This is a genomic window from Bacillus sp. SDLI1 (assembly GCF_001553895.1).
Classification (GTDB): Bacteria; Bacillota; Bacilli; order Bacillales; family Bacillaceae; genus Bacillus; species Bacillus siamensis.
On the sequence record NZ_CP013950.1, the window covers coordinates 1,517,414 to 1,543,316 of the forward strand.

Genomic DNA, 25,903 nt, shown 5'->3' on the forward strand with positions numbered 1-25,903 from the left:
TTTCGGCAGGGATTTTATGTTTCAACCGTATAAAAATGAGTGTCAGGAACCGCATATTTCGGAATAAACCCGTCTCTGAAATCAGGAAACGCCTTTTGAATTCCATCAATCCATTTTTTTATGTTTTTGATGTACGGCACGTAAATCATATTGACTGTCGCCTCGTCATCAATGTGATAGTACCAGCACAGATTGAATTCGTTCTCCGTGACGAGCGTAAAGCCTGAAAAATGATAAAAAATCAGCGGGGTGTCATTGACATATACAGCCCCGTCACGCAGGCTGACTTCGTATTGCTCAATATTCCACAGCGCGGCATTCGCGCCGATCGACTCCGTGACATGAACGTTCTCAAACTGCGCGGGCCATTTTTCAACATACCTTTGGTCACCGTATGTCTTTTTTTCTTCATTCATCTCCACCGTACAATAGGAGATGCAATCCTGTCTCCACTGCCAGACCGCCCGATACGCTTCCTCAGTATTCCGCGCGCCGACAAACCCGGTGTTGTACTGCCCGGTCAGCTTGTAATAAGACGCAAACCGTTCTGAATTGCGGTGATCCGTCAGGAAAAGAGAAGCATCCGGCTTTTCCGCAAACAGCTCGCCCGCATCTGAGAAGAAAAAGAGATCGGTGTCCAAATGGGCAAAATATTCGGCTTCATCATACTCCGTCATCACATGGAACAGAAATGCCGGCTTCAGCGTCCAGCAATATTCATGAAACGTCCGCCCGCCCTTTGCTTCAAGCAGCTCCGGGTCCTCCATTTCATGGAGCTGAACCGCCGTGACATGCTCCCACGGCACCTGCTGAAGCAGTTCATACGCCTTCTTGTCGACACACAGCACATACAGATGAAAATCACGGCAATGCTCATGGAGAGAATGAATCATCGGCATCAGTTTAAAGATATGCGTTCTTGAAACAATGGTTGAAAAATGATATTTACTCACCATATCACATCCAATTTATTTAAAATCCACATGCAGTAAATCAGCAAACAGCGCTTTGAACGCTCTTGCAAAGTGCGTAACGCCCAGCTTTTTTTCCGCTTTTGACAAAAGCTTTTGGGCCTCCGGCAGATGAAAGCTGTTCGCCGTGATACGCGGGCTTTTCGTCCTCCAGTCCGGATCGAGGTTGCGGTCTTTAACCGCGTGCATCAGCTCAAGAAAGATGTACAGCAGGCTTTCATATTTCTCATAATCAAGCAGCACTTCGATGTCTGCCATAATGCTGTTGGTTAACTCCGCGTCAAACGGGCCGTTAAACGCGAGGTGCACGTCAAGCGAATGGATGTCATTGTACTTGTCGCACATGTACGCAATATTCGTCCTAATGTCATCAACGGAAGCACAGTTGCTCGGATGCTCCTGATGGACGCTCATGATATCGCGCCGCAGCTGAAACGACAAGCCCGACTGGTGAAGCCTGATGCCGAGATCATAATCTTCAAAACCGTATCTGACAATGCCTTCATCAAACAGACCGAGATCTGCCACGTGCTGCCGTTTGACTGAGGAATTGTTCGTAATGAAAAAACGCCACGGCAGACGGTAGCCTTTCAAGCCGTCTCCGTATTTTTCCAAAATGCTTTTCAGCACACGTATAAAATCGGTATCTAAGTCAAAGCATCGGTCGAGAAAGCTTCCGTCTCTGATGGCACTTTCATCAAGAAGCGGCTCTTTATCGCCCGGCAGCTCTTCATACAGTTCGGCGAGCTTTTCCTTATGCTCTTTTTCAAAACGGTCATAATAAAAGCTGTACAGCCGCTTCCAGAACATACCGCATACAACAAGATCGTCCCGGTTCTCATGAGCCTTGATATGCTTCGCCACCAAATCCTTTTCGGCAAGCATGTCACTGTCATGAAAAATCAAAATATCGCCTCTGGCATTGCGGACCGCCTGATTCCGGCCGTAAGCGATCCCTCTGTTTTCTTTAATTCTCACAAAAATCAGCGGAAAATTCGCGCTGAATGATTCGAGCATGGATAAAGTTCCGTCTTCCGAACCGTTGTCAGCCACAATCACTTCGAACGGCTCTGTGCATTCCTGTTCATTCAGGGACAGCAGGCTGTTATAAAGCCGCTCCCTGGAATTATATGCGGGAACTATGACGCTTGCCTTCACTTTTGTTCACTTCCTGTATATAATCATTTATTTGTTATCGTCCTCAGATGCAAAGCCGCTGAACTTCGGGCAGACGGCGCTGACCGTCCCGATCACCTGCTTCAGAATGTCTTTGTAAAGCTGATGGACAAACGGCAGGTCGGTCCGGGTCTTCTCGTGAATCTGCCGAATGTCGCCGGCTGTGATGATCCGGTATCCGCTGAAATGATAGAAAATCAGCGGACTTTCGTCTTCGAGAACAAGACGCCCGTCCTTCCATGAAAATGTGTGCCGGCCGTAATTCCAATGGCCGATATTCACACCGGGCGTTGTGATGTCACACACATTCGGGAATAGATCAGACATGTGATCCAAGTAGCCCTGATCTCCGAATTTCCCTTCACCCGGCGCATTTTTGCATTCTTCAAGGCAGCGTTCTTTCCACCATCTGAGACAATCTGTGCCGGCCCGGTCGTTTTTGAAGCTGAGAAAACCGGAGTTATACCGGCCTAAAAGGCGCTGCAGCATGTCAATTTCCTGTTTTTCAAATGAGGGGATGACGATATCGCCCCGTGACAGAAGCACCGAACAATCCGGCTGATTTTCAAAAATCGGGCGCGGATCAGCGAAAAAAAACAAATCGGCATCAATGTACGTGACACGCTCTAAGTCCGGATGTCCGTCCAGCACGAATTCGAGAAATACCGGCTTCACCGTCCAGCAGTATTCGCTCTGATCTCTCGTCCGCTTCAGTTCAAGGAGCTCCTCATTTTCCAGTTCAGACACCGGAATCAGGGTGACATTATCCGGCTGCATTGCCTGAAGCACGTCATAGGTGTCTTGATCCATACACAAAGTAAAAATGGGGGCGTCAGCCTGAACCTCTTTCAATGAGCCGAATAAAGCGATGGCCTGATACAGCCTTCCTTTTGATAAAACTGTGCAATATGCGCTTGTCACGTCTTTATCACCTCTGTTTCTGTTACTTTTGAAAAAAGGCTTTATACCATTCGATCGTTTTTTCCAACCCTTCATCAATGGTATGCGCGGGTGTCCAGTTCAGAAGCTTTCTCGCCTTTTCCGCCGACAAATATTGATGCTTAATTTCGTGGCTCCCCTGGTTGAGCACTTTCGGCTTCAAGTCACTGTCCATAGCCTTAAGAATTTTTTCTACAAGTTCCAGCACCGTCAGCTGAATCTCATTGCTGAAGTTGAACGCTTCTCCCGCAAGATTGAGCTCCTCCATCTTTTCCGCCAGCAAAAGGTACGCGTCGACCGCATCCTCAATGTAAAAATAATCACGGATAAATGTGCCGTCGCTGCGGATTTCCGGCGCTACACCGTTCAGCACGAGCTGAATCGTCTGCGGGATAATCCGGTTGAAATTCAAATCCCCGCCGCCGTACAAGTTGCCGCAGCGCGTAATACAAACCGGAAGGCCGTACGTATTAAAATATGTGTGGCTTATCAGATCGGCACAGCTTTTTGACACATCATACGGATGTTTGCCCTGAAGAGGCATGTTTTCATCGTACGGCAGTGCCGGCTGGTCGCCGTACGCTTTATCACTGGAGGCGACGATCACCCGCTTGATGAGCGGATGCCGGCGGCACGCTTCAAGGATGTTCCATGTGCCGAGAATATTGGCTTCAAATGTGGAAATCGGATTGCGGTTTGCGACGCCGACGATCGCCTGTGCTGCTAAATGAAAGACCGTGTCGATTTCATATTCGCCCAGCGCCCGCTCAATCACATCCAGATCTTCAAGAGCGCCCTGCACGATATTCATTTGCTTCACTTGTTCTCCCTGATACAGATTAGATTTGGGCACAGTGTCACGGACAAGTCCCGTCACATTGGCCCCCTGATCGATCAGTTCCTTTACCAAGCAGCTTCCTAAAAGACCTGTACATCCCGTCACAAACACATTTTTATTTTTCCAGAAACTCAAACTTGATCACCATACCTTCCATACATGTTGTCCCCTGTCCCACATCTTGTTGATTTCCAGCAAGTTTTTATACGTATCGATCGCCGTCCAGAAACCGTAATGCCGATATACCGCCAATTCGCCGTCCTTCGCCAGCTCCTTCAGCGGTTCTTCTTCAAACATGACATCGCTGTCTTTCGGCAGATAATCGAATACCTTCGGGCTGAGCACGAAGAATCCGCCGTTGATGATGCCGTCACTCGAGGTTTTTTCAGAAAAGCTTTTCGCCATGCCGTCTTCGACTGTCAGCGTCCCGAATTGCGAGGTCTTTTCAATACCGGTGACGGTTGCCGCAGCCCCTTTTGATTGATGATAGCTGATCAGGTGAAACAGGTTGATGTTGGCCAGTCCGTCTCCGTATGTCATGAGAAAGGTTTCATCACCGATGATGTCCTTTGCCTGTAAAAGCCGCCCCGCTGTCTGCGTGTGTTCCCCCGTGTCTAAAAAAGTGATTTTCCACGGCTCGGATTTTCCCAATATCCGCACTTCTCCGGTAGAGCTGTCGAGCGTCATACTATGATTCTTCCAGTCATAATCTAAGAAATATTCCTTAATCATCTCTCCTTTGAAACCAAGAAGCAGGATAAATTCGTTCACGCCATAGTATTGATAGAGTTTCATAATATGCCATAGAATCGGTTTTTCGCCTATCATGGCGAGCGGTTTGGGACGTTCATTGGTGATTTCGCTCATTCTCGTTCCTTTTCCGCCGCAGAGAATGACTGCTTTCATCTCTACCCCTCTTCTCTGTGAATATTGGATTCGAAACCGCCCGTATAAGAGAAACCCAACCGGATAATTTGTCCGATTCTCTATCACCGGTTTCAAAATCTACTGTAAGATATGAGAGATTGGCGCCCTTTGTGATCGAAAGCTCTCTCTTTTTTCAGATTGGTGAAGATACACACAAAAAAAGAGCCTCACGGAAATTCCGTAAGGCTCTTTCTATTATTTATTATCCTCATTAAGCTTTTCTTTGCCGTAATGATATTTAGACGGATCAACCGGCGTAAAGTCGCTCAATTTGTGGAATCTGAGCAGGTCTTTGTACATCACGCTGTCAGACAGCTTCAGCTGCTCTGTGACTCTGGCTTTCAGATTTTTCGTTTCCTGATTGCCTTTCAGTTCTTTTCCTGTCTTCGTATCGTATACGACATTGGAGATAGAAGTATATTTCGGCGTGACGTAGTCTCCGTTACGGAACGTCACCGTATCATCATGGTCTTTCGAGAAGAGATCGGTTCCGAAATTAATATATTTCTTAGAATCAATGCCTTCCAAGTGAAGGATCGTCGGCACAACGTCCATTTCACCGCCGAATGTATGGTTCACTCCGCCTTTTTTGCCAGGGATGTGAAGCATAAGCGGCACACGCTGGTTCTGCGCGTTTTGATAAGGCGTAATTTCTTTGCCGAGAATTTCTTTCATCGCGCGGTTATGGTTTTCAGAGATTCCGTAGTGGTCTCCGTAAATCATAATCACCGAGTTGTCATATAAACCGGATGACTTCAGATCTTTAAAGAACTGTTCAAGCGCTTCGTCGAGATAACGCGCCGTCTGGAAATAGTCATCTACAGTTGCATCGCCTGTTTTCGCTTTTTCAATCGTTGCATCTTTTTCATCAAGCGTAAACGGATAATGGTTCGTCAGCGTGAGCAAATGCGCATAGAACGGCTGTTTCAGCGATTTAAGCTTCGGAATGGATTCTTTGAAGAACGGTTTATCCTTCAGTCCCATATTGACAAGGTTGTCATCAGACATATCGTATGTGCTGGCGTCAAAGAATTTGTCATAGCCGATATGTTTGTAAATCTGGTCACGGTTCCAGAATGATTTGTAGTCACCGTGTAAAACGGCGCTTGTATAGCCTTCACTTTGGTCAAGGATGGCAGGAAGCGATTGATACGTGTTTTCCCCTTTTGTCACGAAGGCTGACCCTTCAGGCAGTCCGAACAGGCTGTTATCCATCATCAGCTCGGCGTCAGATGTTTTACCTTGGCCTGTTTGGTGGAAAAAGTTATCAAAGTACGTCATGTCCTCACCGCCGCGGGCGAGTTTATTCAGGAACGGCGTGACTTCTTTTCCGTCAAGTTTGTAGTTGATTAAAAACGATTGGAAACTTTCCAAGTGAATCTTAATGATGTTTTTGCCTTTGGCCTTGCCGAAATACTCGGCGTTCGGCTTCGCATAATGCGACGATGTGTAGTTCTCAACGCTCGTCAGGTCATCGCTGCTTGCATATGCCCGCTGCGTTTCCGTCTGCGCCGTCTGCACGCCGTCATAAATCGTGTAATTATAAAGACCTAAGTATTTTACAATGTAATTGCGGTCAAACGTTCTTGTCAGCAGCTCCGGGCGGTCCTCTTCGGCAATCGCCAAGTTAACAAAGAACAAAACAATACCCGTCACGATAATTAAAGACGTATACCGTTTTTTCAGCTTGAATTCCTTCAGCTCACGTCTCCACACCAGAAGTGCGATTAAAATAATAATGTCAACAAAGTACAAAATATCATGGCCGGACATAATGCTGAAGATGCCGTCTCCCATATTTCCGACATTACCGGATTGCTTTAAGTTAGGGAATGTCAAGAAATCATCGAAGAATCGATAGAATAGGATATTTGCATACAAAATAAACGTCATGATGAAATCAATAATCACCATGATAATCGCTGATTTGCGGCCTTTCGCAAACAATGCCAGTCCTAAAAAGAAAATGGCGCTTGAGAACGGATTGATCACTAGCAGAAACTGCTGCGTCGGCCCCTTCACCCCAAGGTTGAATTCAGCATGATAGGCTAAATACGTTTTGGCCCAAAACAAAATAATAGCCAGTACAAAAAAACTAAGTCTGTAAGAAAATAATTTCTTCATGGCAACCTCTACTTTCCTAAACACTTTAAATCTGTATTCTTACTTTTTGCTTCAATTCCTGCTTTCCGAGCAAAACGAAAGCATCACACAGCCCCATAAACACACCATTTTAATAAACGATATATTTATCATTCGTGTCATGCCCATTGAACATCTTATCCCGCCAGCCATTAGACGCAGGATATCCGTTCTTCGTTTCACATTTTTTTCTGGCATTAAAAGGTACCGTTTCAGACTCGGTCTGAAACTAGGAGATACCAAATATAAGAATAACACAAACTACTTAAAAACGAAAAATGAATATCAAAGGCAGCCGCCCGACAGGCGGGCTGAAGTTATTGTATGCAAAGGGATTGAAAAACTTGAATATTTTTTTCCGCCGATGCAAAAAAGGACTGGAGTCATCCAGTCCTTTTCATCAAATCGGTCAAATGCCGGCCCAGACATCTTTTGCGTAAATGCCCTTTGTTTGGAGATCCAAAAGCCATTCTTGCGCTTGCCGTGCATCTGTTTCGTGGACCGACTGATACGCTTTTTGCAGTGCTGCCTCTACATCAGGCGCCATTTTGCTTCCGTCGCCGCATACGTATAGATGCCCTCCCCGGTCAAGGATCGAAATTAAAGCTTCGGCATCCTCCGTCATGACGTGCTGCACATACGTTTTCGGCACGCCTTCTTTGCGTGAAAACGCCGTATGAAGCGTCACGACTCCGTCTTTTTCATAACCTTCAAGCTCATCACGGTAAATAAAATCATGATCGTTTCTGCATCCGAAATACAGATGAGCTTCCCCCAGCTCTTTCCCTTCTTCTTTTAACGCCGCGCGTGCCTGCAGAAATCCGCGGAAGGGGGCGACTCCTGTGCCGGGACCGACCATAATAATCGGTTTTTCCGGGTCTTCGGGCAGCCGGAATCTTGTTTCCGGAGTGCGGACAAACATCACGATACCATCATCAGGTCTGCGTTCCGCCAAATAATTCGAAGCGACTCCGCGATACTCCCCCAAACCGCTCCGGGCGGGGCCGCGAACGACGCCGACGGTAATTGAAGCCTGTCCGGGATGTTTCCGCGGTGAGCTGGAAATCGAATAATAACGCGGCTTCAGCGGACGCAAAAGCTCCAGAAATCGCTCAAACGGCAGTTCACACGCTTCATATTTTTCAAGGAGATCGAGCATTGAGACGCGCAATGTTAAGATTTGCTCCTGATAGACGCCCTCTCCGAGTAAATCTTCCAATTCCCGTTTGTGCGGCGGGCAGACCGTATAAGCGGCCATTTCCCGGATTTGCGCCCTTGATGCTGCTTCCTGCAATTCGACACAGCTGCTCAGAAGATCGTGCAGCCTGACCGGCCGATCGAGCGGGAGATGAGCCGCGCTCTGTCCGCTGGCCGTCAGCAGCACTTGGTCGTTCCCGTTCAGATTATACCGGCGGAGAACACGGCCGACCTGCTCTTTGCTGTTTACAGGCAGCACGCCGAGATGATCCCCCTCATTGTAAGCAGCCTCTTTCGGCAGAATGATTTCAATATGCCTTGTGCTTCGGCCGCTTTCCGGCGCCTGAAGCTCCCTGTTTACCGCAACGGATGCGTAAACCGCTTCATACGTCTGTGCCAAAGGGGAGCCGCCAAGCCCGCTCACAAATTGAAGGCCCAGCGTACTCCGCTCTTTTTCGGCATTTTCATTCAGCTTGAGATCGAACGCTTTCATGGCGTCCGCCCACATCCTTTTTTTCCATTCATCAAGCTTTCCTTCAAAATCGCCGCTGACATCCCCTTCGCCGCGGGAAGAAAAGCGTTCCGCTCCTTTTTCGGCAAGTTTTTCATCAATCAGTCTCGGAACGGCCTGATATGTCGCCGCCCAGTTATGGTCACCGCAGCCGAAGACGGCATATCGGACGCCTTTCAGTTCCCCGGGTTTGACTTCTTCAAGCCATTGCACGAATTGCCCCGCGTTGCTCGGAGGCTTTCCGTTATAAGAGGATGTAATGATCAAGAGCGCTCCTTCTTTCGGCAGTTTTCCGATCCGGTCATTCAAGGGCGCTGTTTCAGTCCGGACGCCGTGCATCCCGGCAGTATCGGCAAGCTCCCGCGCCACGCCTTCTGCAGTTCCCGTATCTGAGCCGTACAGAATCAGAAGCGGACGGTTATCAAGTCCGATAATGGAAGCGCCTTTTGTCTCCTGTTTTTCTTTTTTGACGCCTTCCCCCGCTTTTTCAGCCGCCGGGAGAGCAGCCGAAACGGCTTCTTTGTTTCGCGGCCGCACCCGAATATGAAAATCGCCGGGCTTGAGCGTTAATGTTTGTTTAATATCGAGCTCATAATCGGTGTGGTCTGTAAAGGTAAAATGCTGGAGAATCATCCCCAGAACAAGAGTTGCTTCGTGCAGGGCGAACTGCATACCGATACACGCCCTCTGACCGTTTCCGAACGGCTTGTACGCATGGTGGGGCACTTGATCCGGATCTTCAAACCGCTCCGGATAAAATTCCTCCGCATTGTCTCCCCACGCCTCTTTATCACGATGAAGCTGAGGAATTAAGACGGAGATTCTGTCTTTTGCCGTGATCGGATATTTCCCGCCAATCACCGTATCCTCTTTCGCATAAAGACTGAACGCAGGCGCGGTCGGCCATAAGCGCAATGACTCCTGTAAAATCATCCGGATATAAGTAAGATCCAGCACTTGTTTATATGAAGGAACGGGATCGGTCAATACCCGATCGGCTTCCTCATAGGCTTTTTCCAAAACACGGGGATGCTTCAGCAGAAAGTAGATGGCAAAAGAAAGCAGGCCGCTTGTCGTTTCATGGCCGGCAATTAAAAACGTGATGATTTGAAACCGGATATTTTCATCGTCAAGTTTGTCGCCTGTTTCCGGGTCTTCCACATTCAGCATTCTGGCCAGCAGATCCTTTTCATCCCGGCCGCCGTCTGACTTACGCTCTGCGATAATACTGTCTACTAACGAAAACATCGCCTGAATGTCATGATGAAATTGGCGCTTCGTTCTGATCATGAGCTTATCCTGAACATCAAGGCGCTGCATTTGGTGCATCGCTTCATCAAGGGCGCGCACCATGCTGTTGATAAACGGATGAGGCGTTTCCCTGTAATAGCTGTTAAACCGATAGTTAAAACCGCACAGCCCGATCGTATCGAGCGTCAGCCGGGTCATATCGGCAGGCACATCAACGGCCTCATCCGGGTTCAGCCTTGCCCATTTTTGAATCAGCTGCACTGCGATATCCGTCATCATCGCATGATAATCTTTCATCGCGCGCTGGCTGAAGGTCGGCATCAGAATATGATGTGCCTTTCGCCAGTTAGGCTCATGCGTCCAGCTTGTAAACAGCCCGTCACCGGCAAACGCGCGGACTTTCTCCAAAGCCCCTTCAATGCTTTTATCGAACCGTTCTTCATCACACACCTCTTTCACCAGTTCATGGCCGGACACGACGATAATCGTACCCGCCGGCGTATGCAGCTGAAAAATAGGCCCCTGCTCATTTGCCAGTTTGAGAAGCGACATGGTGGGCTTGTCTTTATCAAGCAAAGGAAGATTTCCGAGCGGGCCGAACGTCTTCGGCTGCGGAATCGGACTTGTTTCCTTCATGAATAACACCCTTTCTTAAACGGAATGCGTTTCTTCCAACTACAGTGCCCTTTTCACCCGCCGATTATCCGCCAGAGCGGGCAATCCTCATTGACGATCATTAACGGTTTTTTCTATACTGGAGAGGCTTGTCAAATACAGAAATAAGGTGAGTTCATATATGGATTTTGAAATCAAGTTTTTATCGTTTTATGTCATTCAAGTGGAAGGAAAAGACGAACAGGCAAACAAACAGTTCAAACATTTCCAGACGCTTGATACGGAAGAATTTGAAGAAAGCGAGCTGAAGGATTTCCTGGACGGGGAATTGAAGAAAATCGTCAAACGGAAAGCCGAACGGCATCCGCAATCCGAGCAAGTCCCCACAAAAATCGGCCATTTTATCACGGAGCCGGGCCATGAGCTTGATTCAAATCCGAATTACAACCTTTTCAACCGCGCCAGACTTGCGGATACGAAGGACGCATTTATCGAAGCAAGCGAGCAGTTCGTCCGCACTTATCTGGACACGAGCGCCGTTCGCGGCGGTGTTTTTATCGTGGCATCGGCCGTGCCGCGTAAATATTTTGAGGACAAGTTCGTCTTTATGATGAAATGCGATTTCGAGCCGAAAGTCGCCCGGATCTCAGACGCTTCATCTCTCATTAAAAAGGTCGAAATGGCCATCACAACAAAAAACATGAAAAGCATTCAATATCCGTATATGCCCGAAGAAGGCATGACGGAAGAGCACGAGCTGAAAATCCATCAAGCCTCGCATGCCCGTTATTTTGAGGACTTTCTCAAATTTGTCGAATACAGCGAATCGATGCCGGAAATCATGAAAAACCAAGTCATGAACATGGTGCAGGAGCACGTGTATGAAACTTTTGAAGAAAACAGCGAAGAGCTTCAGCAGTTTGAGCACGACATTGAAATTTGGGAAGCGAGTGAAAAGCGGGAAATTCAGGAGCGCCTCGACACCCATCAAGTCATCGAGGCATCTGCCCAGATCATTGAACATACGCCGGAAGCCGAGCTGAAAATGAAAGTCGGAGAAACAGAGATTAAAGGATTGCTGGCCGATTTCGGCGAATCCATCCATCTTGCGAAAGTAAACGGGCGATATGTCGCGCTCATTGAAGCGGAGACGATCTCGTTTGAAAAAGGCAGTTCGCCGGTGGAGTTTCACAAGCCTGAGGGGCTGCATGAGGTGATTGAGCGGATACGGAATAAATCTGAACAAGACTGACAAAAGTCCAGACGCCATGTTCTGGACTTTCTCTATTTAATAAGGCTCTCTGAGCAATCGATAGCATTCACCGATGATGTCTTGGATGCCGGTCGTTCCCTTAATCTCGCGGCGGACGATTTCAGATGAGAGATTCTGCACCCGTAAAGCCCGCTCCGCCCGTCGTTCGAAGTATGCTTGACAAGCAGTTTCATGGTTTTTGTGCTTTTGCAGTTCTTCACTAAGCACGATCGCGTCTTCAATCGCCATCGCCGCGCCCTGCGCCAATGTCGGTGCTCCTGCATGGACGGCATCCCCGCCCAGAACGACGCGGCCTCTGTGCCACGGCTCTTTGACCGCCATCTGCTCAACCTTATGAAACAAAACGGGATATTCCTTTGACATATGATCTGTCACAAACTTCACTCCCGGAATTCCGCGCAGCAAGTCTTTCACCCGTTCAAAACGTGTGTCTTCATCATCCCTGAAGTCAGCGTCATACGGCCGGATGATAAATACGTATCCTGTTTTTTCGGACAGCGGCACGACCCCGACCTGTGTCTGCCCTTTTTTATACATCAGTGTCGAATCATGGAATATCGGCTCGGGAAAAGAGATGTAAAATCTGTGCGCCCCCATGCCGAGATACTCCGTTTTCACTTCTCTTTGCAGCATTTGATCGCGGACAGCAGAGCGGATGCCGTCAAAACCGGCGAGAATGTCAGCCGTCAGCGCGGTTCCGTCTGCGAAATGCACCGTTATTTCATCCGCCGTTTCTTCGTAAGATACGACTCTTTTCCCCAGCAGAATCGTAACCCCTGCCGCTTCAGCATGCTTTCTGAGGACATCATTTAAGGCTTGCCGAAGTATATTATTCCTCCCAGGCAATGAATCATCTAAAAACGCCTCACTTACTTTAAACAGCAGCGTTCCGTTTTCATCATGCTGCTTCAGCCATCCCGTTTGAAAGCCGTGTTGGCAGCATTCTTCATACACACCGATTTCCCTCAGCACCCGCAGCGCATTTTGAGGCTGAAGAATGCCCGCTCCGCTTTTTCGCATATCGGACGCCGCCTCGCAGAGGGTCACTTCAAAACCCGCTCTCCCGAGAGAAATCGCTGCAGACAAGCCGCCGATCCCTCCGCCCGCTATGATGATCTTCTTCACTTCATGGTTCATCACGATACCGCCTTCTCTATTTGTTTACTATCCATTAACTATTAGCCACCTTACTATATAGGCTGAAAAACTGTCAATCTTTATAAGTTGCCTTTTGAATCCGGCAAGCTTATACTTTGAATCACAAAAATGTACGGAGGCTTACAAAATGGAATTGAGAGATTTGCCGGATTACTCGCAGATTGCCGGACACGCTGAGATTTACGCCGATATGGACGCTGACTCATTGAAAACATTTTTGACTTTATTTGATATGGCGAAAAAAATGAATCATGTCATGGAGCATTATTTCTCAAGTCACGGATTGTCAGAAGGCAAATTCAAAATTTTAATGTTTCTGTTTGACGCACCCGGCCGCAGCCTGAGTCCGACGGAGCTGGCGAAAAAATCCAACGTCACCAAAGCGACCATCACCGGATTGATCGACGGACTCGCACGGGACGGCTTTGTAAACCGCAGCCGGCATACCGGCGACAGACGAAAAATCAGCATCGAGCTCACAAAGGAAGGAAAAGAAAAGCTGATGCTGTTCCTCCCCGGCCACTTTTCTAAAATTTCAGGTGTCATGGAAAACTTCACCGCTGAAGAAAAAGCGGCCTTCACAAAAATGCTTGAAGTATTATTTGATAAGATTCTGCTGTTTTCCGGCGGCAGAACATAAAAGGCGCCCCTTTAGAAGGGCGCCTTTTTCGCGCGGTTAATCATCACTGTTTAAAATCCCGAAAAATCGAAGCAGGTTGATAAACAGGTTGATAAAGTCGATATAAAGCGTCAATGCCATCAAAGGGATCAGATCCGCCGTGATGTCACGGTGTTTGATCTGGTTCAGGTCGTATAAGATGTACATTGAAAACACAATCGTTCCGATGACGGAATACGCCATCATAGCGGCGGAATTCAGCGGGCTGAAAATATTAAAGATCCCCACCGCGAGAAGCGCGATAACAGCGACAAGCAAGAAGGACCATAAAAACGACAAGTCCTTTTTCGTCTTAGCGCCGATCGTGCCGAGCACCGCAAAAATCACAAACGAAGAACCGAATGCTTCCAATACGACATAGGCGCCCGCTGCGGACGCATAATGGCTGATAATCGGAAACAGCGTCACTCCGGAAATAAAAGCGAATGAAAACACAAACGCATATCCGACGGCTTTTTTTCGGCGCAGCCAAAACGCCGCGAAGATCATGACGACCTCTAAGATCGACAGCGGCAGCATCAATGCCGGCGGAATGAACTGGCCGGTATACAGGCCGATTGTCGCAACTAACAGCGTAAACACAAATACCGTTATAATGCGCTGCATAATAGATTGTTTGCTCTCATAAGCAGCAGTTTGCATGTCAAAAGTCCTCCCAAAAATTGATCGTAATAGGTCTATTATAAATAAAATGGGAGAAATTTGCATGATTTTAAGAAAATTTTAAGGATATCAGGCCTGGCGTTTTGCTGCACACTCCTGCATATTCATGAAATCATACAGTTTTTTCGTCAATCCGCCGTGCCCGAATCGGATATTCCCCTTCTGTCCCGGCGTTTTCGCATAATCGAGAAACGCCAGCACATAAAGGCGCCTGACGGGAATGGGAATGATGCCCGCATCATAAAACCAGCCGTCAATTGTATTCAGCACGCCTTTATTTATGCCGTACTGCTTCGTGCACCAATGCAGAAAGCGCACTTCGGGCAGGTGCAGATACCGGCTCTCCCGGAAAGGAACAGTTGAATGCTTCATATGTACCGCCTCCTGTCATTGGCCGTTTTTTAAGATTGCTTTACTTCTTTGCTCTTCAGGGAAAATCGATATTTCTCCACCTTATCAATTTGTGTCACTTGGGAATTATGAACCGTAATCTGAACAGTCCCGAAATCGATCGTTTCCAGCGCACTGATAATCTTTTCAACCACATGCGGATCTACGTTTCCTTTGGACGTCATCATGCTCCCCCTTTATGTCTGGCCGTTCGTCTTGAAGACAATGGTTTTTAATTCATACTATTCTGATAAGAAATATACAATTATACTATTATGTTTCCCTCCAAAAATCAATAACATTTACACGATTTTTGGATATGTTTTCTTTTCTCTTTCTCTGCATAAAAAAAGGCATATGATCTCCTTTTTAAAAAAGGAACATAATATGCCTTCAATTGACCGAATAATCGTACTTGTTTCCCGCTGACAAAAAAAGCGCCCCGCCTCTGGCCGGAGCACTTTTTTTCTATGCTTTTGTTTCCTCAATAGTACATGTGACACCCATGCTGGCGAGCGCCTGCTCCAGAGAGCCGTAGGTTTGATACGCTGAAAAATCAAGCCCCAATTGGATAGAAGTCTGTGCCACATCAGGCCGAATGCCGGAAAACACGGTTCTGATGCCGAGGAGAAATAACGTTTTCGACAGCATGTACAATTGCTGCGCCACCATCGTATCGACAATGGGCACACCGGACAGATCAATCACAAGGTTTGTGATCCGTTTAGCGACACAGTTTTCCGGCACCGTCTCCAATATCACGCGCGCCCGTCTCGTATCAATCGCGCCGATGAGCGGCAGAGTGCCGATCGTATCCGCGATCAAAATAACCGGACAGCTCAATTCGGAAATTAGCTCCTGCTGAGATGACAGCCTCGCGATCATTAATGTCTGATACTGTTCAGTAAAATCCGTCATCAGCTGATCAAATGAGCCGTTAACAAGATGATTCCAGCGGCGGACATCCTCTTTTGTTACGATATCCGGATTCTCATCTATAAAACGGGTGACCGCTTCCCAAAAGACGGTTCTTGAATTGCCGATCGCTTCAACGACCTCATGAACCTGCGCGTCCTGCTCCACTCTGCTTTTCGCTACCTGTGCGGCCCATTTTTCTTTGTTATGCTGAAAAACAGCCGGGTCTTCCAAAAAAGCGCTTGCGACGGCCGTGTTCGTAAAGGTATGCTGCTCGATCAGCAGCCGTTTCATTTCCTCACTTAATTGATCCGCAGAATAAAAATGCCCTCTCAGCTTCCGTCTCAGCTTGAGCCATTTTTCCGTCAGCTCGGCCGAATGTGTAATAATATAATCATGAAGTAATTGGTCTTTGTTCACTGCCGTCTCCTCTTTCAAGAATATGTCCTTTTGTCTAAATTATAAATCGGAATTGCCGATCGTACTAGAGAAATAAAAAAAAGCCGGCACATTAAAGCTTTCGGTTGCTTTTTTCGCCTGCAGGACACACTATAAAAGAAATGAAACAGGAGGTCAGTAAGATGATCAAAAAAATCGCGACAGTCGCCGTATACACTGACGATCAGCAAAAAGCAAAAACATTCTGGACGGAAAAAGCGGGATTTGAAACCGTCGCCGAACATCCGATGGGCCCGAATGCCTTCTGGCTTGAAGTAGCGCCAAAAGGAGCCGAGACTCATTTGGTTATCTATCCGAAAGCGATGATGAAAGGGGCCGAGCATATGAAGGCTTCAATCGTATTTGAATGCGAAGATGTCTTTGCCGCATACGAACAGATGAAAAAGAACGGCATCACCTTTTTAGATGAACCGAAACAAATGGAATGGGGAAGCTTCGTGCAATTTAAAGATGAGGATGGTCATGTCTTTCTCCTGAAATCGTAATCCGTCAGGCATCTCAATTGACTTTGAGAATCATTTTCATTTAAGATGTTGAATAAAGCGTGAAAAGGATTGGAGAGATGCCAGATGTTCGTGCAAATCAGAAAAATGACCGTAAAAGAAGGACATGCCGATAAAGTGATCGAACGCTTCAGCTCAGAAGGCGTAATCGAAAAGCAGGAAGGCTTGATTGACGTAACAGTCCTGGAGAAAAAAGTCCGCCGCGGTGATGAAGAAGTCGTCGTGTTAATCCGCTGGGAGTCAGAAGACCATTGGAAACAATGGGAAAAAAGCGAAGACCACATCGCGGCCCACAAAGCAAACCAAGGCAAGCCGAAACCTGATTACATGCTTGGGACGGACGTCGGTATGTATCATGTCAAAGCCGTTAAAACAGGCGTACATGGAAAATAATAAAGAGCGTTTGCCCCAGGGCAAAGCTCTTTTTATTTTTTCTCCTCATACGGCAGGACAAACAGCGGTTTATCGGGCTTCCATTCCGCATACAACACGTCCTCCGTTTTTTTGATGTTTTGCTTTTTCAGGTCTTGCATCAGCTGTTCTTCTTCCACCCCGGCTTCTTTCAGATTTTCGTGCAGCACTTCACCATCAATAATCAGTGTGACCGGTAAGGAGACCTGCTTCGGCTTGATTTGCATGTCTCCGTTTTTCGTCGTGTCGTACGGAAATTTCGGCAGGACGCTGACCATCCCGTTTGTTTCTAAAATCGCATATTCCGCTTCCTGTATGGAAAAGCAGTTCGCCTGTCTGAGAAGGCTCTGCAGCTGATTTATGTCCAATTTATTCTTTTTCAGCACATCATATTTCAGTTTTCCTTTATGGATGACAATGTTCGGCTCGCCTTCCAACAGCTTTCTGGAGCTTTTCACTTTCTGCGTAATCAGTTCGATGAAATAGATTAAAATCCCCCATAACAGAGAAGCAAAAATGATTTCAACGATCCTGACGCCTTTATCATACACCGCATTTCCGACCAATTCGCCGAGGATAAGCGCCGAAATAAAATCAAATGGCGTAATCTGTGAGAATTGAGTTTTTCCGAGCAATTTTAAAATCACAAATAAAATACCCAAACCGCATACTAATTCCCAAGCCACTGTAAATAAATGTCCCATATCTGCACCTTCTTCTTAAAAGTCATTACCATTATGGACATCCGCCTGTTTTCTATACAGCGGCCGAAAACACAAAAAACGCAGCCGCAGCCGCGTTTCTCTGTTTAATGTTTTTGATTCGATCTCACGATCCGAACGCACGTCTCAGCGACATAACCGACGGCCGCTCCGAAACCGGCAAACATCGCAGCAAGGCCCACGCCCATCCCTTCCCAGCCGCCGACACCGAAAATGCTGTAAACAACCGTACCGAATGCAGCAAGGCCCAGAACCGCCAAAAGGCATTCAGGCCACATCTTTTTCGGCCATTTTTTACGGAGAACAGCCGATACGGCAAAATTAAGACAAAACGCGGCCAGACAGATCAGATAAAAATATCCCATGTCTCTTGCACCTCCGTCATGAGGAGCTTTTTATTTGCTCATCTCTTTTTCAAACAAATGATAACCTGATGCAAATCCTTTTGATTCGTATCCCATCCCGCTGTAAAACGACTGAAGCGCCTTGTTGTCAGACACGCAATCGAGCCGGATTTTCGTTTTTCCCGGACAAGACACCCCCGTCTCCGCCCATGTCATGATCGTCCGGCCGAGTCCCGCGCCTGCAAACCGCCTGTTAATCGCTAGCCGATGCAGATATACGGATTCTCCATGTCCTTCATTGCCCCATAGACGTCTGTCCCACTCGCTTGCTTCGGGAAGCAGCATGACGACACCGGCCAGCTCTGCTTTCTGCCTGAATAAAAAAACATGTCCTTTGGCAATCGCCTCCCGCATATTGTGGGTATCTTCCCCTTGCAAAAGCCCGCTCCACTGGTTTGATCCTTTATCCCGAAGCCATTCCGCCGCTGACACGAGCAGCTCCATCACCTCTTTTGTATCATCCTTCCGGGCGGGGGTGACCCGGAAGGCTCCCGCCGTCTCTTCCGTAATCGTAAATGGTGTCATAAAATCCTCCCGTAATCAGAATATTCGACACCTTCATTATAGACCAAACGCAGAAAGGAAAAAAACAGCCGTCATGTTTGAGGGCCGTTTAAAAAATTTTCTTCTTATCACGTTCTTCTTTTAAAATCTCAACCGCTTCCCTGAAACGCATGGAGTGAACGATTTCACGCTCACGCAGAAAACGGAGTGAATCATTCAGGTCAGGGTCATCGGAAATATCAATAATCCATTGATACGTCGCTCTCGCCTTCTCTTCAGCCGCGATATCTTCATATAAATCAGCGATTGGGTCTCCCTTCGCCTGTATGTAAGACGCCGTGAACGGAACTCCGGCCGCATTATGATAAAACAGCGCGCTGTCATGGTTGACATAATGGTCGCTGAGCCCTGCATCACGCAGCTGCTGCGGGGTTGCATCTTTTGTCAGCTTATAAATCATCGTCGCAATCATTTCCAAATGGGCAAACTCCTCCGTGCCGATATCCGTCAGCAGGCCGATCACCTTATCGGGAATCGTGTAGCGCTGGTTTAAATACCGGAGCGCGGCGGCTAATTCGCCGTCAGCCCCGCCGTATTGTTCAATCAAAAACTTAGCCAGCATCGGGTTGCATGTGCTCACTTTAACCGGATACTGCAGCTTTTTTTCATATACCCACATTTACAGATCCCTCCTTATACTTGCCACGGCCAAGGACCGCGGCCCCAATCCCACTGCGCGCCGACCTGACTCACGCCAAATTGCAGAAGCGGTCCGTACTCAGGCTCAAACCGCTTTCTCAGCTGCCTTGAGTACCGGGAATATTCATGAAACTGCTGAAGCGCGAGACGGTCATGGGGATGCGTATCCAGATAAAGCGTCAGCTCCACTAAGACAAAGTCCGCCGCCTGGATTTGCTCCAGCAGCCGATAGTATTCATCATCAATCTTTTTCGCCATATTCGATTCCCCCCCGATAAGGATTATCATAGAAATCGTAAAGATCCTTCCAAAGGGTCCCTTTTCTCAATGCCTCCATCGGAGAAAACTGCTCCAAGTGATACGGCTGAAACCGCATATAAAGATGCGGCGGCGTTCTGTAGTATTTTCTCCCGATCGGCGGGCAGGGATCAAACCGGCTGTGGAAGGGCTTATAAGATTTAACCGGTGTAAACGGCTGATTTTCTTTCATTACGATCCTCCTTTCCTAAACACATGACCTTAATAGGTATGAACCCGTAACGGGATTTATGCCCCGCAAGAAATGAAAAAAGCCCGGCGCTTAGAAACGGTCACAAAAAAAAACACTCTTGCTGTCCAAGAGTGCTTTTTCCCGAATGGTCAGATATATTGACTGTCCCGATGATGGAACGGGTAACCGCCGTAGCCTCCGCCATAGCCGCCAAAACCGTACCCCGGATAGCCTCCGAAGCCGCCATGGCCGCCAAAGCCGCCAAAGCCGCCGTAACCTCCGTAACCGCCAAAACCGTATCCCGGGTAGCCTCCGAAGCCTCCGCCGAAGCCGTACCCCGGATAGCCTCCGAAGCCTCCGCCGAAGCCGTACCCCGGATAGCCTCCGAAGCCTCCGTAACCGCCAAAGCCGTGCCCCGGATAGCCTCCAAACCCTCCATAGCCGCCGCCGTAAATCGGTCTTCTTTCATCCATGATTTATCGCTCCTTCACATAGGTTACAGTCCAGTTTATGACATTCGGAGGGAAACGTATGGGCAGCCGCCCAGTTTTGGCGAATTAATCAATTATAGCTTTACGGATTGCAATACAGGCTGAACGCACGGGCAAAATAAAAAGCCGGAACATAAGCAGTCCCGGCCTTTTTGTCTTTATTCGCCTAAATCTACATTGTGATAAACCTGCTGTACGTCTTCCAGGTCTTCCAGCACATCGATCAGCTTTTCAAATTGAGCTTTCGCATCTTCGGGAAGCTCGATTTCATTTTGCGCAAGCATCGTCAGCTCCGCAACTGTGAACTCTTCAACGCCGGCATTTTTGAATGCCTCTTGTACAGCATGGAATTGATCAGGCTCGGCATACACGATCACACTGTCATCCTCTTCCAAAATATCGCGAACGTCCACATCAGCCTCCATCAGCAATTCCAGCGCTTCATCCGCCGTCTTGCCTTCAACGCCGATAACGGCAGTCGCATCGAACATGTAAGCGACAGACCCGCTCACACCCATATTTCCGCCGTTTTTCCCGAATGCGGCGCGCACTTCAGGCGCCGTGCGGTTTACATTATTCGTTAACGCATCCACGATGATCATTGAACCGTTCGGCCCGAAACCTTCGTAACGCAGCTCGTCAAAGTTCTCCTCCGCGCCGCCTTTCGCCTTTTCAATCGCACGCTCAATAATGTTTTTCGGCACACTGTACGTCTTCGCGCGCTCAAGCACCACTTTTAACGCCTGGTTCGATTCTGGATCAGGCTCGCCCTGTTTTGCCGCCACATAAATCTCACGTCCGAACTTCGCGTAAATCCGGCTCGTATTTGCGTCCTTTGATGCTTTCTTTTCTTTAATATTGTTCCACTTACGGCCCATTTTGTTCCACTCTCTTTCACGAATTGAATCTGTATGATTAAATACTCTGTTTCTATTATACCTCAGCGATTGGGTTGTTTCGAGTGTAAGACATTAGAAAAAACAGGCACGCTCAAAATCACCGCGCGCACTAAGCCGAATTTGAGGGTTATTGTACAATCCTTCATACAGGAAGGAAGTCGCAAGCCAAAAGATTTATTTTGTTCTCATTACCTATTTCCTACACTGTATACCCCGACTCACGTGGTAAAATTTTGATATCGAACAAAAGAAAGGATATGGTCATGAAAGTTTTCGAAGCAAACAGCCTGCTGTCCGCTGCCAAACAGCGCGCGGGTGAATACAAAAAACTGCGCGGTCAGATGGTCAACCTGAAAAAAGCGTTTCAAGTCATGGCTGATCTTGGGGACAATGATTTCTCAGGCCGGGGCGCCGACAACATCAAAGCCTTTTTCCAAGACCACGCCGGCGTCACAGACAGCTGGCTTGATCTGATCGATATGAAAATCGCATTTCTCACAAGCCTTCCCGGCAAAATTGAAGACGCCGGACTTTCCAATTCGCATGTGGAGGAATCGTTTCTGGAGCACGAGCTCACCCACGCCCTTAGTAAATCAAAGGCGATTATGGAAGAGCAAAAAAAGGACATGCGCTCCATCCTCGGTGAGATCAATGACATCATCTCGCTTGATCTCTTTTCGACCGAAAGCGTGGATCACAAGCTCCAATCAGCCGACAAAAAGAGAAACGAAACAATACATAAGCTCGGCAAGCTTGATCACGATCTAACGAAAGAATACGCAGAAACCGAAGCAAACGAACAGTTCATCCAAGCCGACTTTCAGCAGCTCCAAAACGCCACAGGCAAAGGAAAAAGCGCCACGCCGCTTCACTACAATGCCAAAGCGTACCGAGAAAGCGACATCCATAAGAAAAAAGGCGATATCGCAAGACATTCGGATGCTTATTTGACGATTAAAAAGGAAGAAGCGAAAGAGCGGGAGATTGAAAAACTGAAAGAAAGACTGAAAAACTACGATTATGCAAATGCCGATGAATTCTATTCAATGGCCAAAACGATTGGCTATAAAAACCTGACAAAAGAACAGCAGCGCTACTTCACTCAAATTGAAAACACGCGTGAACTCACAGACGGTTTCAAAGGCGTTGCCGTCGGCCTTTATGATTCCGGAAAAGACGCGGTCACCGGCCTGTGGGATATGGTCACAGATCCAGGCGAAACGGTTGAAGCCATTACAGGAGCGGTGGCTCACCCGATCAAAACGTATGAAGCGATTTCAGCGGCAATCGAAGAATCGTACCAAAAAGACATGGTGAATGGCGACACCTACTCAAGAGCAAGATGGGTGTCATATGCAGTGGGCACAGTTGTGACATCAGTTGTCGGTACAAAAGGCGTCGGCGCCGTCTCAAAAACAGGCACAGCCGCCAAAGTGACGACCAAAGTCAAAACAGCAGCAAGCAAATCCGCCACAGCTCAAAAAGCGATAACGGTCTCAAAACAAACCGTTGACCACATCAAGCAAAAGGTCAACACAGGCATGGAAGTATCAAAAAAACGTGTCAAAACCAAGTTGAATCAAATCGGAGATCTCACTCTGGCTGATTTTCTCCCGTATCATCCGCGTCACGACTTAGTGCCGGCGGGCGTGCCTTACAATGCTGTCAACGGGGTCACACTTAAAGAAGGACTTCAGAAATTCGCTAAGGTCATCCTGCCGAAACCGTATGGAACCTCCGCAAGCGGCAGACGGACACCGGCACCGCATGTACCGCCGGTAACGGTCAAATACGGCGAGCATTTTGCGAAATGGACCAGAAAGAAAGTATTGAAGCCGAATGTCATCTACAAAACAAAAGAAGGCTACACGTACACCACTGACAACTATGGTAGAATTACAAGTGTCAAAGCAGACTTGCAGCTGGGAGAAGCAAAACGCAACCAATATGCACAGTCAAAAGCAGGTAAACCTGACCGTCTGACAGATGACGACGGAGGCCACCTAATCGCCACCCAATTCAAAGGCTCAGGCCAATTCGACAATATCGTGCCAATGAACTCTCAGATTAATAGGAGCGGCGGGAAATGGTATAAGTTAGAACAGGCATGGTCGCAGGCGCTTAAAGAAGAACCTCCAAAGAAGGTTACGGTCACAATTGAAAATGTGTATGAAAGCGATTCGTTAAGACCCACTTTATTTGATATAACATATAAAATTGGAGAAGAAAGAACAAAGAGCATAACAATTAGAAACCAAATTGGGGGCTGATGAAAATGGAAACTACAAAAATGGAACAACTATATCAAATGATTGCTGAAAAAATAAATGATATGATTCCCTCCGAATGGATGAGGGTTACTCTATACGCTGAAATTTTAGATGATTCCAGAGAAGTTTATTTTTTCTTTAACACACATGAAGACGAAGAATATATTTATTCACACGATATTCCAGAACATTTTCAAGTAAGTAATCGAATTTACAAAAATATGCTGCTAGACCTTCAAGATTTATTTGATGAATTAAGGGATGAATTTAAAAAGCAATCCTCAGATATTTGGACTAACCTCACACTAAATTTAGATAGAAACGGTGAATTCTCAATTGATTATGATTATGAAGATGTACTCGCTTCAAAATATACTGATACTGAGCGACAAGTAATTTGGGAATATAAGCACTTGGGAATTACGCCAATAAGCGAGAGCAGCAGAAAGTTCCTTGAACAATATCTAAATGAACAATGAAAAAATGGGTGAATTATATCAAAAGATTGCTGAACATCTAAATGAAATGATTCCATCTCGATGGGAAAAGATCGTTTTATATGCTGAAATACTTGATGACTCAGCGGATATATACTTTTATTTCACAACACCAAATAATGGTGATTACTTATATTCTCATTATATACCTGAACAATTTAATGTAAGCGAAGAGATTTACGATCAACTGCTGATTGAACTTCAAGAGCTATTTGAAGAACTAAAAGAAGAATTTAAACTAGGCAATCAAGATATTTGGACAAATCTCACTTTAAAATTTGAAAACACCGGAAAGTTTTCAATTGATTATAATTATGATGATGTTTTATCCTCTGAACTTGATGACCTTCAAAGACGCGATGTTTGGAAATATCAAAATTTAGGGATATTGCCTAAAGATGAGGATGATAAAGAATTTTTAATAAGCTACTTCGATCTATAAATCTATAATGGCTCAGCGCTTTACTGCTGGGCTATTTTTTATAACTAGGATCTCTCGACGATTGAGGGTGAAAAAGGTTGGAAACTAAAAAAACGCAAGATTTGTACCAGAGAATTAAATGACATCATACCTTGTGAATGGGCAAAAATATATCTTTATGCAGAAGTATTAGATGACTCTACCATGCTTCTCTTTCACTTCAAGCCACCAGAAAAACGTCAACTGATTTATTCGCAAGATATACCAGCTGATACAATCTTTTGCACCCGTTATTATATATGGATTGAAAAAAGGCAACCATCCCTAACAGAATTAGTTGCCTACTCTTAATTCCAGCATTGCCACACACTCCACATGTGTTGAATTGATTCTGTATACAGGAGTGACATTAGTTCTTATTTATAAAGTGTAACCCTAGAGTCATGTACAAAGTCTCTAATCTCATCTATAGTTTCTCTTGAGATCTGGGATAACTTTCTTAAATGCTTATCGTAAAGTTCTATCCCCTTTTCATCCACCCAATTAAAGTCAATATTTAAGTCTGGATATAAGTATAGTCTCTCATTCCTTGGAAAAAAATTACCCACTAAATGGTTTGTATAGTCATCAAGAGACTTTAATAATTTTCTGAATAGATTTTGTAATTCCTCATAAAAAAACCTTTTGGATGGTTGAGAATAAGTATAAACAAAATCATCTATCTTTTGCCTAGTTTCAGACTTATAAGAACAATAAGCAGATATGTACTCAATTGTATCTATAAAATTCTCTTTCTCAAGAGTATCAATAACTTCGTATAACAAATTTTCATCCATTTCAAACAACTTATCGTTTTGAGTACTTTGCACTATAGGGGTGTTTTGGTCAAACTCTGTACCTCTAATCCAGCCTCGAAACTTGTATTCAGTTTTGTCTTTTTTAATAAAATCTTGTAATGAATAAGAAACTTCGGTGGCTATTTCACTTATGTTATCGACAAACCGTACTAAGTTAGATAGAACTAATTTTTTAAAACCATCATATTTTTCTATCTGTGGTTCCCTGACTTCTCGCTCAAATAATTCAAGTGTTATATTTCCAGCTTTCTTATTGATTAAGTATTGATCGCTTAACACAATAGCAAAAACAGGTATCTTATGTTTTAAAGCAAATTCGTATTCCAATTGTGTATAGCTTTTAACACTTTCAGGCTCGATAGAACCATACTTTCCTCCCAGTATTAACATTAGGATGTCAGACTCTTTTATCCATTCTTCTATAACATGCCATTGACTTTTACTAGCAGCAGTGAATAATTCCATTCCTGCGGGAATATGTCCTGCTCTTAAAATACCTTCAACTGCTTTTTGTCTTTCCTCTTTTAAATCTAAATATGTTGAAGAAACAAAAATCTGTAATTTTTTATTCATGTTTCTCCCCCTTCCTATTCATCTATGTCATCACAATAAATAACAATTATTTAATTCA

At 46.2% G+C, this 25,903-nt stretch carries 27 protein-coding genes and 2 pseudogenes; 8 read left to right on the top strand and 21 right to left on the bottom strand.

What is annotated here, in order from left to right:
• Positions 1-14 precede the first annotated feature (14 nt).
• The 7 genes and pseudogenes from AUL54_RS07075 to AUL54_RS07105 form a co-directional block, all read right to left on the bottom strand.
• Positions 15-953, bottom strand: coding sequence for a putative nucleotide-diphospho-sugar transferase (locus AUL54_RS07075; RefSeq protein ID WP_060963363.1), 939 nt, complete (start codon positions 951-953; stop codon positions 15-17).
• Positions 950-2,129 (bottom strand): annotated as a pseudogene (locus AUL54_RS07080) (glycosyltransferase). The gene AUL54_RS07075 and the pseudogene AUL54_RS07080 overlap by 4 nt, the downstream one beginning before the upstream one ends.
• A 27-nt stretch (positions 2,130-2,156) precedes the next feature.
• Positions 2,157-3,068 carry a putative nucleotide-diphospho-sugar transferase gene (locus AUL54_RS07085; protein ID WP_060963365.1) on the bottom strand — a complete coding sequence of 304 codons (912 nt, stop codon included), beginning with the start codon at positions 3,066-3,068 and terminating at the stop codon, positions 2,157-2,159.
• Positions 3,069-3,090: 22 nt separating this feature from the next.
• Entirely contained in the window at positions 3,091-4,059 is a 969-nt protein-coding gene (locus AUL54_RS07090; protein ID WP_060963366.1) for a GDP-mannose 4,6-dehydratase, read from the bottom strand.
• Positions 4,060-4,065: 6 nt separating this feature from the next.
• A complete protein-coding gene (locus AUL54_RS07095) occupies positions 4,066-4,830 on the bottom strand; it encodes a glucose-1-phosphate cytidylyltransferase (RefSeq protein WP_060963367.1) in 765 nt (254 codons plus the stop codon).
• A 216-nt stretch (positions 4,831-5,046) separates the two neighbouring features.
• The gene (locus AUL54_RS07100) at positions 5,047-6,975 is read right to left on the bottom strand and encodes a lipoteichoic acid synthase (protein ID WP_016936959.1); all 1,929 of its coding nucleotides are present in this window, start codon (positions 6,973-6,975) and stop codon (positions 5,047-5,049) included.
• A 427-nt stretch (positions 6,976-7,402) separates the two neighbouring features.
• Positions 7,403-10,588 carry a bifunctional cytochrome P450/NADPH--P450 reductase gene (locus tag AUL54_RS07105; RefSeq protein WP_060963368.1) on the bottom strand — a complete coding sequence of 1,062 codons (3,186 nt, stop codon included), beginning with the start codon at positions 10,586-10,588 and terminating at the stop codon, positions 7,403-7,405.
• A 160-nt stretch (positions 10,589-10,748) separates the two neighbouring features.
• On the opposite strand from AUL54_RS07105, the gene AUL54_RS07110 reads away from it, so the two are divergent.
• A complete protein-coding gene (locus AUL54_RS07110; RefSeq protein ID WP_060963369.1) occupies positions 10,749-11,819 on the top strand; it encodes a DUF3900 domain-containing protein in 1,071 nt (356 codons plus the stop codon).
• 36 nt (positions 11,820-11,855) lie between these two features.
• Here AUL54_RS07110 and AUL54_RS07115 read toward each other — a convergent pair whose 3' ends face one another.
• Positions 11,856-12,977, bottom strand: a complete 1,122-nt coding sequence (locus AUL54_RS07115; protein WP_060963370.1) for an FAD-dependent oxidoreductase — start codon at positions 12,975-12,977, stop codon at positions 11,856-11,858.
• A 148-nt stretch (positions 12,978-13,125) separates the two neighbouring features.
• Between AUL54_RS07115 and AUL54_RS07120 the strand changes: the two genes are divergently transcribed.
• On the top strand, positions 13,126-13,638 hold the full coding sequence (locus AUL54_RS07120) for a MarR family transcriptional regulator (RefSeq protein ID WP_060963371.1): 513 nt from the start codon (positions 13,126-13,128) through the stop codon (positions 13,636-13,638).
• Between the two features lie 36 nt (positions 13,639-13,674).
• Here the strand turns inward: AUL54_RS07120 and AUL54_RS07125 are convergent, their stop codons facing one another.
• The 4 genes from AUL54_RS07125 to AUL54_RS07135 form a co-directional block, all read right to left on the bottom strand.
• Positions 13,675-14,319, bottom strand: coding sequence for a Bax inhibitor-1/YccA family protein (locus AUL54_RS07125; RefSeq protein ID WP_060963372.1), 645 nt, complete (start codon positions 14,317-14,319; stop codon positions 13,675-13,677).
• 90 nt (positions 14,320-14,409) lie between these two features.
• On the bottom strand, positions 14,410-14,712 hold the full coding sequence (locus tag AUL54_RS07130; protein ID WP_060963373.1) for an FMN riboswitch-binding regulator RibR: 303 nt from the start codon (positions 14,710-14,712) through the stop codon (positions 14,410-14,412).
• 29 nt (positions 14,713-14,741) lie between these two features.
• Positions 14,742-14,915, bottom strand: a complete 174-nt coding sequence (locus AUL54_RS20600; protein WP_082761615.1) for a YezD family protein — start codon at positions 14,913-14,915, stop codon at positions 14,742-14,744.
• A 283-nt stretch (positions 14,916-15,198) separates the two neighbouring features.
• Complete coding sequence (locus AUL54_RS07135) at positions 15,199-16,065, bottom strand: STAS domain-containing protein (protein ID WP_060963374.1); 867 nt, start codon at positions 16,063-16,065, stop codon at positions 15,199-15,201.
• 161 nt (positions 16,066-16,226) lie between these two features.
• Here AUL54_RS07135 and AUL54_RS07140 point away from each other — a divergent pair, with 161 nt between their 5' ends.
• Together AUL54_RS07140 and hmoA are read left to right on the top strand one after the other, a co-directional pair.
• Positions 16,227-16,589: a VOC family protein gene (locus AUL54_RS07140; RefSeq protein ID WP_060963375.1), complete on the top strand. Its 363-nt coding sequence runs from the start codon at positions 16,227-16,229 to the stop codon at positions 16,587-16,589.
• Between the two features lie 84 nt (positions 16,590-16,673).
• On the top strand, positions 16,674-17,000 hold the full coding sequence (gene hmoA, locus AUL54_RS07145) for a heme-degrading oxygenase HmoA (protein WP_016936945.1): 327 nt from the start codon (positions 16,674-16,676) through the stop codon (positions 16,998-17,000).
• Between the two features lie 32 nt (positions 17,001-17,032).
• Here hmoA and AUL54_RS07150 read toward each other — a convergent pair whose 3' ends face one another.
• From AUL54_RS07150 to AUL54_RS07185, 8 genes are all read right to left on the bottom strand, one after another.
• Positions 17,033-17,722, bottom strand: a complete 690-nt coding sequence (locus AUL54_RS07150; protein ID WP_045927133.1) for a YetF domain-containing protein — start codon at positions 17,720-17,722, stop codon at positions 17,033-17,035.
• A 104-nt stretch (positions 17,723-17,826) separates the two neighbouring features.
• Positions 17,827-18,105, bottom strand: a complete 279-nt coding sequence (locus tag AUL54_RS07155) for a YesK-like family protein (RefSeq protein WP_060963376.1) — start codon at positions 18,103-18,105, stop codon at positions 17,827-17,829.
• Between the two features lie 30 nt (positions 18,106-18,135).
• The gene (locus tag AUL54_RS07160) at positions 18,136-18,669 is read right to left on the bottom strand and encodes a GNAT family N-acetyltransferase (protein WP_060963377.1); all 534 of its coding nucleotides are present in this window, start codon (positions 18,667-18,669) and stop codon (positions 18,136-18,138) included.
• A gap of 88 nt (positions 18,670-18,757) precedes the next feature.
• The gene (gene cotJC / locus AUL54_RS07165) at positions 18,758-19,327 is read right to left on the bottom strand and encodes a spore coat protein CotJC (protein ID WP_013351314.1); all 570 of its coding nucleotides are present in this window, start codon (positions 19,325-19,327) and stop codon (positions 18,758-18,760) included.
• Between the two features lie 14 nt (positions 19,328-19,341).
• Positions 19,342-19,605: a spore coat protein CotJB gene (gene cotJB, locus AUL54_RS07170; RefSeq protein ID WP_007408934.1), complete on the bottom strand. Its 264-nt coding sequence runs from the start codon at positions 19,603-19,605 to the stop codon at positions 19,342-19,344.
• Positions 19,589-19,837: a spore coat-associated protein CotJA gene (cotJA, locus tag AUL54_RS07175; protein WP_003155704.1), complete on the bottom strand. Its 249-nt coding sequence runs from the start codon at positions 19,835-19,837 to the stop codon at positions 19,589-19,591. Before cotJA ends, cotJB begins: the two co-directional genes overlap by 17 nt.
• Positions 19,838-19,986: 149 nt before the next feature.
• On the bottom strand, positions 19,987-20,310 hold the full coding sequence (locus tag AUL54_RS07180) for a hypothetical protein (protein ID WP_060963378.1): 324 nt from the start codon (positions 20,308-20,310) through the stop codon (positions 19,987-19,989).
• Between the two features lie 176 nt (positions 20,311-20,486).
• Positions 20,487-21,206, bottom strand: coding sequence for a YebC/PmpR family DNA-binding transcriptional regulator (locus AUL54_RS07185; protein WP_014469866.1), 720 nt, complete (start codon positions 21,204-21,206; stop codon positions 20,487-20,489).
• Positions 21,207-21,490: 284 nt separating this feature from the next.
• On the opposite strand from AUL54_RS07185, the gene AUL54_RS07190 reads away from it, so the two are divergent.
• The 4 genes and pseudogenes from AUL54_RS07190 to AUL54_RS20605 all read left to right on the top strand — a co-directional run.
• Positions 21,491-23,497: a T7SS effector LXG polymorphic toxin gene (locus AUL54_RS07190; protein WP_060963379.1), complete on the top strand. Its 2,007-nt coding sequence runs from the start codon at positions 21,491-21,493 to the stop codon at positions 23,495-23,497.
• A gap of 5 nt (positions 23,498-23,502) precedes the next feature.
• The gene (locus AUL54_RS07195; protein WP_060963380.1) at positions 23,503-23,976 is read left to right on the top strand and encodes an antitoxin YezG family protein; all 474 of its coding nucleotides are present in this window, start codon (positions 23,503-23,505) and stop codon (positions 23,974-23,976) included.
• Positions 23,966-24,436: a TIGR01741 family protein gene (locus AUL54_RS07200; RefSeq protein ID WP_060963381.1), complete on the top strand. Its 471-nt coding sequence runs from the start codon at positions 23,966-23,968 to the stop codon at positions 24,434-24,436. Before AUL54_RS07195 ends, AUL54_RS07200 begins: the two co-directional genes overlap by 11 nt.
• A gap of 99 nt (positions 24,437-24,535) precedes the next feature.
• Positions 24,536-24,685 (top strand): annotated as a pseudogene (locus tag AUL54_RS20605) (immunity protein YezG family protein); the annotation flags it as partial.
• A 146-nt stretch (positions 24,686-24,831) separates the two neighbouring features.
• On the opposite strand, the gene AUL54_RS07205 reads toward AUL54_RS20605, so the two are convergent.
• On the bottom strand, positions 24,832-25,845 hold the full coding sequence (locus AUL54_RS07205; protein ID WP_060963382.1) for a DUF4062 domain-containing protein: 1,014 nt from the start codon (positions 25,843-25,845) through the stop codon (positions 24,832-24,834).
• Positions 25,846-25,903: the final 58 nt, after the last annotated feature.